12 protein-coding genes are annotated in these 13,334 nt (G+C 37.5%); 8 read left to right on the top strand and 4 right to left on the bottom strand.

The window, feature by feature from the left end; all coding sequences use genetic code 11:
• Nucleotides 1-176 precede the first annotated feature (176 nt).
• The 7 genes from yycF to rlmH all read left to right on the top strand — a co-directional run bounded on the left by yycF (nt 177) and on the right by rlmH (nt 7,858).
• Nucleotides 177-887: a response regulator YycF gene (gene yycF / locus CSV79_RS11875; protein ID WP_099689303.1), complete on the top strand. Its 711-nt coding sequence runs from the start codon at nt 177-179 to the stop codon at nt 885-887.
• Nucleotides 888-893: 6 nt separating this feature from the next.
• Nucleotides 894-2,717, top strand: a complete 1,824-nt coding sequence (walK, locus tag CSV79_RS11870) for a cell wall metabolism sensor histidine kinase WalK (RefSeq protein ID WP_099689274.1) — start codon at nt 894-896, stop codon at nt 2,715-2,717.
• Nucleotides 2,708-4,039 carry a YycH family regulatory protein gene (locus tag CSV79_RS11865; protein WP_099689273.1) on the top strand — a complete coding sequence of 444 codons (1,332 nt, stop codon included), beginning with the start codon at nt 2,708-2,710 and terminating at the stop codon, nt 4,037-4,039. The genes walK and CSV79_RS11865 overlap by 10 nt, the downstream gene beginning before the upstream one ends.
• Entirely contained in the window at nt 4,026-4,838 is an 813-nt protein-coding gene (locus tag CSV79_RS11860; protein WP_158232532.1) for a two-component system regulatory protein YycI, read from the top strand. Before CSV79_RS11865 ends, CSV79_RS11860 begins: the two co-directional genes overlap by 14 nt.
• An 11-nt stretch (nt 4,839-4,849) precedes the next feature.
• Nucleotides 4,850-5,638, top strand: coding sequence for an MBL fold metallo-hydrolase (locus tag CSV79_RS11855; RefSeq protein WP_099689271.1), 789 nt, complete (start codon nt 4,850-4,852; stop codon nt 5,636-5,638).
• A 111-nt stretch (nt 5,639-5,749) separates the two neighbouring features.
• Nucleotides 5,750-6,976 (top strand): S1C family serine protease, encoded by a 1,227-nt coding sequence (locus CSV79_RS11850; protein ID WP_099689270.1) that lies wholly within the window; start codon nt 5,750-5,752, stop codon nt 6,974-6,976.
• Between the two features lie 402 nt (nt 6,977-7,378).
• A complete protein-coding gene (gene rlmH / locus CSV79_RS11845; protein ID WP_099689269.1) occupies nt 7,379-7,858 on the top strand; it encodes a 23S rRNA (pseudouridine(1915)-N(3))-methyltransferase RlmH in 480 nt (159 codons plus the stop codon).
• Between the two features lie 199 nt (nt 7,859-8,057).
• Here the strand turns inward: rlmH and CSV79_RS11840 are convergent, their stop codons facing one another.
• From CSV79_RS11840 to CSV79_RS16850, 3 genes are all read right to left on the bottom strand, one after another.
• A complete protein-coding gene (locus CSV79_RS11840; protein ID WP_099689268.1) occupies nt 8,058-9,227 on the bottom strand; it encodes a peptidase in 1,170 nt (389 codons plus the stop codon).
• Nucleotides 9,228-9,352: 125 nt separating this feature from the next.
• Nucleotides 9,353-10,537, bottom strand: coding sequence for an HD-GYP domain-containing protein (locus CSV79_RS11835; protein ID WP_369824955.1), 1,185 nt, complete (start codon nt 10,535-10,537; stop codon nt 9,353-9,355).
• A 76-nt stretch (nt 10,538-10,613) separates the two neighbouring features.
• A complete protein-coding gene (locus CSV79_RS16850; RefSeq protein WP_158232531.1) occupies nt 10,614-10,751 on the bottom strand; it encodes a hypothetical protein in 138 nt (45 codons plus the stop codon).
• A 674-nt stretch (nt 10,752-11,425) separates the two neighbouring features.
• On the opposite strand from CSV79_RS16850, the gene CSV79_RS11830 reads away from it, so the two are divergent.
• Nucleotides 11,426-12,286, top strand: coding sequence for an ion transporter (locus CSV79_RS11830; RefSeq protein WP_233201430.1), 861 nt, complete (start codon nt 11,426-11,428; stop codon nt 12,284-12,286).
• 193 nt (nt 12,287-12,479) lie between these two features.
• Here the strand turns inward: CSV79_RS11830 and CSV79_RS11825 are convergent, their stop codons facing one another.
• Nucleotides 12,480-13,118, bottom strand: coding sequence for a hypothetical protein (locus CSV79_RS11825; protein WP_099689265.1), 639 nt, complete (start codon nt 13,116-13,118; stop codon nt 12,480-12,482).
• Between the last annotated feature and the right edge of the window lie 216 nt (nt 13,119-13,334).

Below are 13,334 nucleotides of genomic sequence, written 5' to 3'. Positions count from 1 at the left end.
CCTCTCTAAATTTGTAGAATAGGAAGTGTTGTTTTTTTATGGGACAAGTTACAGCCACCAGAAAAAAGTGCGATTTGGCCGTATTCATGATAGAGTTAAAGGATATGGAAAGAACTTTTACCAGTAGTAAACAGTCTAAAAAACCGATCGCCTTCGTGGCGGGAAAGGAACAGACCATGCAAAATAAAACGATCTTTATAGTGGACGATGAAAAACCCATTGCAGATATAATAGAATTCAACTTAAAAAAGGAGGGCTTCAATGTCTTTTGCGCCTATGATGGTGAAGACGCCATCAATCGTGTAGAAGAAATTCAACCCGATCTCATGCTACTCGATATTATGTTACCTAAACGTGATGGCATGGAAGTATGCCGTGAAGTGCGTAAAAAGTATGACTTCCCGATAATTATGTTAACTGCCAAGGATTCAGAGATTGATAAAGTATTAGGACTTGAACTAGGTGCGGATGATTATGTAACCAAGCCATTCGGAACACGTGAATTAATAGCACGTGTTAAAGCAAACTTACGACGTCATGCAAGAACAATAGCGGAAGACCAAGAAGAAGTGACGAATGATATTACAGTTGGGCATTTAGTTATTCAACCAGATGCCTATTTCGTCCAGAAACGTGGCGAAACGATTGAACTGACACATCGCGAATTTGAGCTACTCTATTATTTAGCAAAACATATTGGCCAGGTCATGACGCGTGAGCACTTACTGCAAACTGTATGGGGCTATGATTACTTTGGAGATGTACGGACAGTAGACGTTACGATTCGTCGTTTGCGCGAGAAGATTGAAGATACGCCGAGTCATCCTAGCTGGATTGTCACAAGACGTGGCGTAGGCTATTATTTGCGCGACCCGGAACAGGAGTAAGCCACTATGCAGAAAGTAGGTTTTTTCCGGTCAATTCATGTCAAGTTCGTCTTGATCTATGTCCTGCTTATTCTCGTAGCGATGCAAATTATTGGTCTTTATTTTGCTCGTGAACTAGAACAAACACTAAAAGAAAACTTTACTAACTCAATTGTTGATCGAATGAATTTAGTCGAATTTAGTGTACGAGAAGAAATTACGAAAAAGCGTAAAGATGGTGATCCAACCCTTGAGCAAAGCTTGAAAAACGTCTTAGTTGAGTTCACATCAGACGACATTATTGAAATACGTGTCATTAACTCAAAATACCGTATTCTAGCTACTTCGTCTTATGAAAATCAAACGAGGGTTGGTCAGCATTCCACAAATGACAGTGTTAGGAAGTCTATAACGTCTGAGACGATTAAAGATGCCATCACACTTGATTCCCAGTCCCAGACACGGGTACTATCTTTAGCCCAACCTATAGTAGATGGAAATGATGTTATTGGCTCTCTATACGTTGAGGCGAATATAGAGTCCGTGTTCCAACAAATCGAAGAAATTAACCGCATACTAGCCGGAGCAGCTGCTGTATCATTAACGATTACGATTGTCGTCGGAATTTTCATCGCGCGAACATTTACGCGTCCAATATCCGACATGCGACGACAAGCTCGAGCAATGGCGAATGGTAATTTCACACGTAAAGTAAAAGTGTACGGGACTGATGAAATGGGACAATTGGCGATTGCTTTCAACCATTTGACCAATCAATTACAGGAATCTCAATCCACCACCGAAAGTGAAAGGAGAAAGTTAGCCTCCGTTCTCGAAAACATGACGGATGGGGTCATATCAACCGATCGTAAAGGACGTATTAGTTTGATCAATGACTCGGCCTTACAAATGCTTGGCGTGACAAATGATTTAGTAATCAATCGTTCAATTACGAGCATTCTTGGTATCGAGTCTGACTATACATTTGAAGAGTTAATTCAGGTGAAAGAGTCAATCCCATTAGACTTCAGTACCGAAGAACAATCCTATATTTTACGTGCAACATTTTCAGTTACACAGCGCGAGACAGGCTTCGTCAATGGCTTGATCGTCGTACTTCATGATAATACGGAGCAAGAAAAAGTTGATATGGAACGTCGGGAATTTGTCTCAAACGTTTCACATGAATTACGTACGCCACTTACTACGATGCGCAGTTATTTAGATGCATTAGCTGATGGTGCATGGAGAAATGAAGAAATTGCACCAAACTTCCTACGCGTAACGCAAAATGAAACCGAGCGTATGATTCGACTTGTCAACGACTTGCTAAAACTTTCTCGCATGGATAGTAAGGAATATGAACTGAATAAAGAATGGGTAGAATTTAATCGGTTCTTCAATGCTGTCATTGAACGTTTTGAGTTCTCCAAGTCAAAAAATGTTCGATTTACACGTAATTTGTATTCTAGTAGTTTGTTTGTAGAAATTGATACCGATAAACTGACGCAAGTGCTTGACAATATTATTTCTAATGCCTTGAAATACTCGCCGGATGGCGGGGAAGTCCGTTTCGGAGTCACAGTTTCTGGTGACAATATTAAAGTCATGATTTCAGACGATGGTATGGGAATTCCAAAATCCAACGTCAAACGAATTTTCGACCGCTTCTATCGTGCAGATCGAGCACGCTCACGTGCACTTGGTGGGACAGGCCTAGGTCTTGCAATTGCCAAAGAAATGATAATCGCCCATAAAGGAGAAATTTGGGCCCAAAGTGAAGAAGGGAAAGGAACAACAATCTTCTTCAACTTACCATTTGAACAACAAGAGGATGGTGAGTGGGATTGAAATACGTAGAAACAATTAAATCCATCGTGTTACTATTGCTTGTAATCTTGAGTATCATGTTCACATTTACGGTCTGGAACTTTTCACCGAAATATGAACCAATGGAACAATTACAAACAGTAGATATTTCGATCGCAGAAAAAAAGACAATCGATGAGATTATTAAACCATATAAAATGATCACAAATTTAAAAGATCAAGTACTTGGCTCAGTAGAAGCAAGTAAGATTGATACGATTCTTTCTGAAATGGGAACTTGGGAGATCAGTGATTTTCATCTTATCAATCAGAAGTTAAGTAAGTTGGAAATTGCCCAGCTATTACAAAGGCCTAGTCAGATGACATTATACTTTCCTGGCGAAGTACCAATTCTTGTATACGATAATGTTCTACTCATGAATGAGACGAGCATACCAGAATCTACATTCAATCGATTAGTTATTGATTGGAGTCAGTCTACTCAATTGCCGACGCTTCACTTTATAAGTGAAGCAAACGGTATGCATTACCAAGCTCAAGTCACATTACCTAATAAATCTAGATTCTTGCGTAATGTGGTGGATGTGGGTCAGTCGTTTGATGAATACGCGGAAATCGATCGTGGCAACGCACCTTTGCTAGCTGTATCTAAAGATCCTGTTTCCGTCACTCGAAATACGTATTATCAGGAAGAAATTAATCCTCATCGATTTCGTGATGCATTATTCAACGATCCGAATGCCGTAAAGCGTAGTCAAGTGGATTCCACCCATGAAGAATATGGAGACGATCATGCGTTCATGAGCATCAACACAAAGACTAAAATGTTGAACTATGTCATGCCTGCTGCGGAATCTCAGGAAATAGCTATCCCTTCAGAGCTACTACTGAATACTATAGACTTCATTAACGAACACGGCGGTTGGACAGATGAATACCGCTACGCTTATATGAATCCAATCTCGCGTTACGTGGAATTTCAGTTATATGTAGATGGTTTGCCGGTTTATAGTGACCACTCAGAAACAAATAAGATCACCCAGAAATGGGGGAAAACACGTGTTTTCAAATATATCAGACCGTACTATACACTTGATGTCAATGTAGAAAAAGTAGAAGAAGAGCTGCCTTCAGGCGTAGATGTAGCAAAGGCCTTAAAAAACTCCGATGAACTAGACTTTGATTCAATCGATGAAATCTCTGTGGGTTATTATTTAATCCATGATGAAAGTCGAAGATTGCTCATTTTGCAACCTTGTTGGTATTACCTTATCAAAGATAACTGGTTCCGCTTCACGCCAGCACGGTTCCCTGGGGGAGGTGAACAGTTTGGATTGGAATAAAACCAAAACAATCTTCATCATCGTCTTTTCCGTTATGAATATTTTCTTGTATTGGTTGTACTTGGATCGTCAAATGGGTGTGGATAATATGCAAGTCATACCAAAGATATCTTTGGAAGATACATTGAAGTTAGAAGAGGTCACATACAATCCAATTCCGTTCATGAAAAAGGAAGTCTCTTATTTATCTGCACATATTGCTACTTTTTCAGAGGAAGATTTAAAAAACTTAAGTAACCAATCCTTCGTTTTAATTGAAAACTCACGATTGCTGTCTCATATGAAAAAACAAGTTTCCGTGAAAGATGAAAAAGACGAATTTGATTTTGACGACTTTCTTGTAAGGTATGTTTTAAAAGGGAGTAGTTATGAACTATGGGAAATAGATGAAGAAAATCAGCGTGCCACGTTCTTTCAGCGCGTAAAGAATGAAACGATATTCCATAGTCCGAATGCGATGCTAGTCATTCATTGGGATGATGACGAAGCAGTGACTCATTATGAGCAAAGTATGTTGGATGATTTCGTCAGCTTTAATCATAAGAAGGATTTGATGTCGCAAGACGATGCAGTAGGTTCACTCGTGACAAGAGGTTATTTGAAGCAAGGTTCTACTGTCATGCAAGTGAAGTCTGGTTATTCGACACTTGTCCAGCTAACGGAAACACAAGTATTTGCACCAACGTGGAACATTCAGGTAAAATTGAGAGACGGGACAATTGAAAATTACTTCATCAATGCGATTGAAGGGAAAGTTATCGAGTTCCAATCTAATATGTTAGAAGAACAAACAGAATAGGAGTTTTCCACATGCGCTTTAGCATTTTGGCGAGCGGCAGTACAGGTAATTCGCTATATATAGAGTCCGATGAACATGCATTTCTTGTAGATGCAGGGATGAGCGGCAAGAAAATGGAAGGTTTACTTGCATCAATTGGTCGTTCCATGCAACAAATTGACGGCATTTTCGTCACACATGAACACAGTGATCATATTAAAGGAATCGGAGTTCTCGCAAGAAAGTACAAAACCCCCATTTATGCCAATGCAAAAACATGGCAAGCGATGGATGGACTTGTTGGTGAGATTCCTATTGATCAGCGTTTTCATTTCGATATGGAGACGGTGAAAACATTTGGCTCACTGGATATCCAATCATTTGCTGTATCCCACGACGCGGTAGATCCGATGTTCTACACATTCAATGAAGGCAATCGCAAGTTAGCAATCATTACCGACACAGGCTACGTTAGTGATCGTATGAAGGGGCATATTCAAGGCGCTGATAGTTTTGTATTCGAAAGCAATCACGACGTCAGTATGCTCCAAATGGGACGCTATCCATGGTCCATTAAACGCCGGATATTAAGTGATGTCGGTCACGTGTCCAATGAAGATGCTGCCGTCGCAATGAGCGAAGTAGTAGCTCAAAAAGACACGCATATTTACTTAGCCCATTTAAGTCTAGACAATAATATGAAGGACTTAGCGCGTATGAGTGTAGCACAAACACTTGAAGACTGTGGTATCCGTGCAGGAGAATTTGTCCACTTGCACGATACTGACGCCTCGGAATCCACAGAACTTGTGCTAGTCTAACAAAAACGCAAAAAGCCTTACTTAAATTAGTGGGGCTTTTTGCATTTTCATTGGTGCGTTGGGGTACAGTATATGTAGGAAACTAAAAGAACTGAAGAGGAGGAGTAGCGGATGGATGAAGATAGAAGAGAATCGGAGTGGCAACCCACACAACCCAAAGAACCAACACGTAAACCAAAACGTAATAGCGGCTTTTGGCCAGGTTTGCTCGGTGCATTAGTAGGTGGCTTGATCGTATTTGCGATTATGATGTATGTTACTGGCTTATCGATTAATGATAATGATGCGCAAGCTGACCAAACAACTGGCACGCCGAACTCCCAGCACGCGCAAATACCAATGGATATATCGAATGAAGTCACAGACGTAGTCGATGATGTTGCAACGGCGGTAGTAGGTATCACGAATATCCAAACAGTACAAGACTTTTGGTCATCTACAAAGTCTACACAAGAAGCGGGCTCTGGTTCTGGGGTTATATATAAAAAAGAGGGAGACAAAGCCTATATCGTCACGAACCATCACGTTGTAGAAAACTCTGAGCAGCTAGAAGTTAGTTTCGATGACGGTACCAAAGTAGAAGGGAAATTGATCGGTAGCGATCTCTGGACTGACTTGGCGGTAGTCGAAATAGATGCTAAACATGTAGATACAATAGTTGAATTTGGTGATTCAGATGCACTAAAACGTGGTGAATCGGTCATTGCTATCGGTAATCCACTAGGTCTTGGCTTTGCAGGGTCCGTAACAGTCGGTGTCATTTCAGGTAAAGACCGTTCGATTCCAATGGATCTCAACAAAGACGGTATTATTGATTGGCAAGCAGATGTTTTACAGACTGATGCAGCGATTAATCCAGGGAACTCAGGCGGTGCATTGATCAACATGGCGGGCCAACTGATTGGTATTAACTCCATGAAGATCTCTCAAGAGACGGTAGAAGGTATTGGTTTGGCAATACCAATCAATATTGCGTTACCGATTATTGAGCACTTAGAAGAAACAGGACAAGTTAATCGACCGACAATGGGCGTATCCTTACTCGATCTTCAACAAATTCCAATACAGCAACAACAGCAAACATTGAATTTACCTAAAGACGTAACAGAAGGTGTCGTTGTTACAGATATCATGTTAAACTCTCCAGCCCAAGTAGCAGGTGTGAGGAAGTATGATACGATTGTACAGCTAGACGATGAAAAGGTGACAGATATGGTCACACTTCGTAAATATTTGTACAATAAGAAAGAAATCGGTGATTCATTGAAAGTAAAAATATACCGAGATGGCAAACAGTTAGAGTTGGAGATGGTGTTGAAAGACGGTAACACATTCTAGGCTATCCACACAGTGAACAACTTTCTGTCCACATCAGGCATCGTAGCGAAACTGCGCTACGATGCCTGATTTTTTAATAGAGTTATCCAATTGTGGATAAAATCAAAAAATTGTGCATAATATTGTGTGAAATATAATATGTAAAAAATAGACTAAATAAAATTACCGACAAGTGCTAATGCCTTACAGGGCAACAGGTAGTGGAGTTTTCATTTTTATACGTAAATAAAAAAACATAAGTAAAAAAACAAGTTAGTAAAAAGTTATCCACAAATGTGTGATAAACTATAAAGGAAGTTTTATATGTAGTAGTGAGTAGGTGGTCAGGCACAATATATAGAATGGATTGTGGATATGTGCATAAGTATTGTGTATAACTTTTGGAGTGAGGGTGGATAAACTGTGAATATAACTATTGTGACCGTTGGTAAGTTAAAAGAAAAGTATTTGAAACAAGGAATAGAGGAGTATACGAAGCGTCTTAATAGCTATGCAAAAATGCAATTAGTTGAAGTAGCGGACGAAAAAGCTCCCGAAACACTAAGCGAGGCCGACATGGAAATTGTCAAAAAGAAAGAAGCTGATCGAATCTTAGCGAAAATTGCTACAGACGCGTATGTCATCGCACTAGCAATCGACGGTAAAATGAAAACATCGGAGGAATTCGCTGCGAGTATTGAATCATTGATGACGTACGGTAAGAGCAAGATTGTCTTTGTCATTGGTGGATCACTTGGGTTGCATAGCAGTGTGTTGCATCGGGCGGATGAGAAGTTATCATTTTCTAAGATGACTTTCCCACATCAGTTAATGAAGTTAGTGTTAGTGGAGCAGATTTATCGAGGGTTTCGGATTATTAAGGGGGAACCGTACCATAAATAGAGGAAAAAAGGTTAAAAATAAGGTGGAAATTTCTTTGTCGGAAGCCGGTATTAAAAATGAAATTTTATTATCGGTTTCACGATCAAACATAATGAAAGAATTTTATCCATAGGAAGTTCGATGGAAAAGCTAACAAAGTTCAAAGATGAATTTCTCTAACTTTTGTTAGCTTGATGGCTATGGGACCTATCCCTACATCTCATGCCTTGCTTTTAGAGTATAAGAATAAACCTAGTAAAAGTACTGTTTGTCCAAGAAAAGCTATGGCATCCCAAAAAGCAGATGGAGTCGTAGACCAAAGTAAATTAGAAAAAACTTGTGAATAAGCATAATAAGCCTGTGGTAGAAAGTAAAAGATAATAAGACTTAGCGTTAACAAGATCCCAGCGATATAAAATATGCTATACATACGAACTATTCTTTTCTCTCCATCGAACACTTCTGTATCACTAGAATCACTTCTTAAAAATGGAATCCACCTGCTTAAAAACTGCTTCCCGTTTTCCATCAAGTTATAGCATCCTGTTATATTTTCAACGAAATAATAGACATCTGTTTTCATGTAGAAAGCGCATTGATACATGGTCTTTATGAAAATATCAAAGACAACTATCCCTAAAATACCTAGTATAATAACATTCGCTTCTGGCAAGATGACTTGTAGTGAAAGTGCAATTAATAGACATGTTTGTTCAAAAGACATTCCGGCAAAATAAAGAATATTTCTTTGCTTCGGTGCTAGCTTCCAGGCTGACGTTATGTCTGTTTGAATAACGACAAAGATAAGCCTGTTTCCAATACTTAATTTAGCGGGTAAATCATAGGAGCGGATAGCGAGAATATGTCCGAATTCATGAATGGTGATTAATGCGAGGGAAATAAGCATGTAGGCAATGATGTTGAGCATCATCGAATCAAATAAAAATATATCTTGATAACGCGGGAATAATTCAGGGTTCCACGCCATAAGTGTAACATTGATCAATAATAAAACGAGGTAAATCTTATTAGTAATCTCATTGAAGAAGATGCGTCCAACAGATGAAGGGATCCATGTAAATCCACCTGAAGCTTGAACTTCTTTTTTCTGAGTGACTTGTTCTCCATCTAGCTCTTGAACGAGACCTAATTCAATCAGCTGTTCGCCAAATTCAATCATATCTACTTTTTCATTCGGATACTTTTCTCGCAACTCTATTTGGATGTCGTCTAATGTTTGACCTTTATTTATCCTTTCTATTGCATCGATACAAATCTTTGGCATTTCAAAAAAATCGCCAGAAACAGGTTCTTCTACGATATAATTCTTCTTATCTTTTTGAATAGATAAAGGGTATAGAATAATTTGTGATTGTAACGTTAATTCCAAAAATAGCACCACCGCTCTTTAAAAATGAAAATAGGATGCTATCGTGATAGCATCCTATACGTAGTGTTGCTTAGCCTTTTGGAGCAAAGAAACACCACCAACATGTTACTTTAACTTTCTTAAGTTTACGGATTTTCATGTTTACACCCCTCCTTTGAAGTATGATCCTTACAATATTGTTTTGAGATTGTAATCCAATCTGGATACACTTTTTTAAAAACCTCCACCAATTCAGGATCAAACTGGGACCCTTTTCCACATAGTATTCGTTTATAAGCTTCGTCAAAAGGAAGTGCTGGTCGATAAGACCTTGTGGAAGTCATCGCATCGAAGGCATCTGCAATAGCTGTAATTCTAGCAACAAGGGGTGTTTCTTCTCCCGTAAGCCCATCTGGATAGCCCTTACCATCCCATCTTTCATGGTGATAATAAACAACAGCAATATTATCAGCAATTCCTTCTACATCTTCAATTGCTTTAGCTCCTACAACCGGGTGGGTTTTAATAATTTCATATTCTTCATCTGTAAGTTTACCATACTTTGCCAAGATACTGTCGGGGATATTAACTTTTCCGATATCATGTAATAGACATGCATAATAAAAGTGATTTAATTCAGACTCTTTCACTTTCCCTGTTGCTATTGCAAGACTCAGTGCATATTCGGCAACCCGCTCACTATGTCCACGTGTATAAGGGTCTTTTAACTCTAATGTGGCAATAACCCCTTTTACAATTCCCGCTAGTTGTTCATCATAAGAGTTTTTTAGTACTTTCACGTAACTTAAGAATCGATGAAGAAGGATGTAAGCAATAATGGCCAACATGATGTTGATAGTAACAGGGAATAATATGATAGGATCTTGTATGAATATCCCAACTAATAAGTATTTCAGGATTATTCCCCATGTAACTAGATAAAAAAATCTTTTATTAATAAAAATAGGTGAAAACAATATAATGACTAACTCTACCAAATTACCACTAGAATATGAATTGGCGTTGCCAAAGTAATAATAAATATCCGTAACTAGATTAGTAACCAGATAAGCAATAACGACAATATATTTTACCTTCCCGGGATTTTCCTTTTTAAATAGATAGATAGTAATCGGAATAAGGCTAATTATGATGATATATTTTATAAAACTTAGATAGTACCATACTGTATCAGGTAAAGCTTCCGCTATCCATGGTAATAAGGGGAGAAAAATATAATAAAAAATATCATATAGAAAAAATACAATATAAAATAACCACATAAATAAAACAGTAGCTCTTTTTTCTTCTTGTAATAAAGATCTATTCATCAATTTTCTACCCTACTAAGCATGAATGGTTTGTCTAGGAGGATCTCGGTTATAGGAAGATGAAGTTGTGCTTGTCTCATAATGAACTAACATCCTTTGCAATAGATTTCACTTTATACATTCTTTTATCGGCAATTAATAATAAATCTGAAATGTTTTGCCCATCTTCTGGATAGATGGAATGGTCGATGGGTAATGTTATATCTCGTTTCATAGATTCTGCATAATTGTTTCATTGATTTGGTTGGTTAGACTTATAATCAATATCAATAGTTAAAATTCCTATTTTCTCATTATGACGTTTAGCACTTTTAAAACACTTCTCAGAATATATGCATACATACGATTATACACACCTGTCAGGGAATCGCGATAGGATAGGTACCTATACTTGTCATACCACCTCCGATAAACCATGAAATACTCACATCTATTAATACGAAAATAGTAAAAGGATGGCTTCCGCATTCCTAATTATTAAATATATCCATGAACTGGCAAACGTTAGAAATAAAAAGTAAATCTTCCTCGGTGCTTCATATGTTCACCTTTGTGCGGTAAAAATGTTCATGTCCCGTGACATGAGTTCTATTATGTTAATTGATATAGTATACTTTTTTGCGGTTATTTAGGCAATGTGGAGTGTGATAGGGCATGATATTTATTAGTTCATTCTTATGTGATAATCGAAAGAGGTATGGAAGTATAAAAGTATTCAACCAATTGCTCTGTGATAATTAATTTAAAACCTTACTTATCCCATTCTGCTTCTACTTCACAATATTGTCATCAAAAATATTGATGAAATTATCTTCCAGAGTAAATTAATTACGAGATATGCTGTTATACTAGTAAAGATATAGTAAATTAATGAGAGGGAAATGTAGATTGCCGCAAACAGAATATAAAAACAATAAAGAGTGGAATGGTAGAGGATCTTTAAGAGACTTTATTACTAAGTTGGTAATGCACAAATACTTTCAGCCGGTTATTATTAGTATTATACTACTAAACGGATTGATCATCGTTAGTGAGACTTACTTTGCTGGAAACTCCGTATTACTGGCTCTTGATTTAATCATCGTATGGATCTTTGTCCTAGAGGTACTATTAAAACTAGTCGGCTACGGTCTTAAAGGATATTTTTCAGACAGATGGAATATATTTGATTTCCTTATTGTTGTAGCTAGTTTGATATTTTACGCAACGCCGTTTGTCAGTATCCTAAGGTTAATTAGAGTGTTGCGCTTAATTAGATTAATACCGGCCATTCCAGCATTACGAAAAATTATTGACTCATTAATGAAATCGATACCTGCATTAACAGGGATTTTGGGATTATCATTTTTAATTTTCTCTATTTACGCGATTATTGGAACGACGTTTTTTAGTGAAGTACTTCCTTATGAATTTTTCGGTAGTTTTCATACAGCATTGTTCACTTTATTGCAAGTTGTAACGTTTGAATCATGGGCGAGTCAAGTTGCTCGACCAATTATTAATGAGGTGCCGTGGGCTTGGGCTTATTTTGTATCCTTTATTATTATTGGTGCTTTAGTCATCTTAAACCTTGTTGTTGCTGTCATTCTAAGCTATTTGGGCCAGGATGATGAACTTGAGCGTGAAGAGAAAATGGAGCGTCTTCTTAGGGAAAATCAAGAATTAAAGGGTGACATACAGGAAATTAAACAAATCATTCTTGATAGTTATCATAAAAAAAATGGTCATGATCAAGAGAATCTAAAATAATGACCATTGTTCATTTGTAATAAAGGAATCCCGTTTGATCCTGAACCGTACGCGATCAAATGGGATTCTTTGTATGTTGTATCTTTGCTTTTGAATGATATCGCAGCTGTGTATTAAAACTGTAAGATGAAATTGATAAAACAGACCACCTAGGAAATTGATCGGACAACAATTTAGGTAGTTAATATTTAATTTAGTCATGGAATTTATAATGTTTAAATGCTTGAATAGGCGGCTTGCGCTTCTCAAAGATATCAGGGTCATGGTAGGGAAGATCTAATTGACTCAGATCAAAGGAATCATCTGTACATGCTATATATAAACTATAACCTTCTTCGTCTTCAGGGAAAAAGACTTCTTTTTTTTCACCAAATTGAAGTGCTTGATCAATCGTATCCCTTAACAATTGTAATGCTGCACGATTGCCAACGATAAAGGCATCGCCATGCCAACTTGGCTGTCCATAAATGTGTAAGTATTCATCTTCCTCACTATAATTCATTGCCTTCTCAATTTCCTCAATTATTTTCAATGGTTCCTTCTCTTTAATAAAAATATCAGAATGGAAACTTTGGAATGCTTTTGATTTGAGATTCTGTATAAATACTTCTTTTACATCACATTCCTGAACGAATAAATACATCTCTTCTTGAACATCACTGGCATACAAATAGACAAGAATTTGTTGATTGTCCTTTTGGAAAAGGAACTGTTTAAAAAATGGAGTTGAACAAGACTCCTCTACTAGTATAAAGCCTTTTGAGATGATTTTTTGGTTAGAAAAGGTTAAATAATTTTTTAGACTATGGCTATACCAATATAAATTACTCATACTTTACCTCCTAAAGTTTATAGTATTTCTTTTACTATACTAATATTAATTTGCTTATACTATAAGCCTTTATAAGGTAATGGATCTACGTCAATATCCTGGACACAAAAAAGTTAAGTCCGTTTCAGAACGGCATCCATTCATGGAGCGTCCTGTATCCAGCGAAACCAGTCAAGTGAAAGACCGCACTTGACAGCTTTCGCTGGATACAGGAAA

This window comes from Sporosarcina sp. P13 (assembly GCF_002743055.1).
GTDB lineage: Bacteria > Bacillota > Bacilli > Bacillales_A > Planococcaceae > Sporosarcina.
Note: the sequence above shows the minus strand (reverse complement) of the source record. Positions and strands in the feature narration are given on the sequence as shown.

Coding starts and splice junctions, on each gene's coding strand:
- yycF (WP_099689303.1), top strand. CDS start 177: ATGCAAAATAAAACGATCTTTATAGTGGACGATGAAAAACCCATTGCA.
- walK (WP_099689274.1), top strand. CDS start 894: ATGCAGAAAGTAGGTTTTTTCCGGTCAATTCATGTCAAGTTCGTCTTG.
- CSV79_RS11855 (WP_099689271.1), top strand. CDS start 4,850: ATGCGCTTTAGCATTTTGGCGAGCGGCAGTACAGGTAATTCGCTATAT.
- CSV79_RS11850 (WP_099689270.1), top strand. CDS start 5,750: ATGGATGAAGATAGAAGAGAATCGGAGTGGCAACCCACACAACCCAAA.
- CSV79_RS11835 (WP_369824955.1), bottom strand. CDS start 10,537: ATGAATAGATCTTTATTACAAGAAGAAAAAAGAGCTACTGTTTTATTT.
- CSV79_RS16850 (WP_158232531.1), bottom strand. CDS start 10,751: ATGAAACGAGATATAACATTACCCATCGACCATTCCATCTATCCAGAA.
- CSV79_RS11825 (WP_099689265.1), bottom strand. CDS start 13,118: ATGAGTAATTTATATTGGTATAGCCATAGTCTAAAAAATTATTTAACC.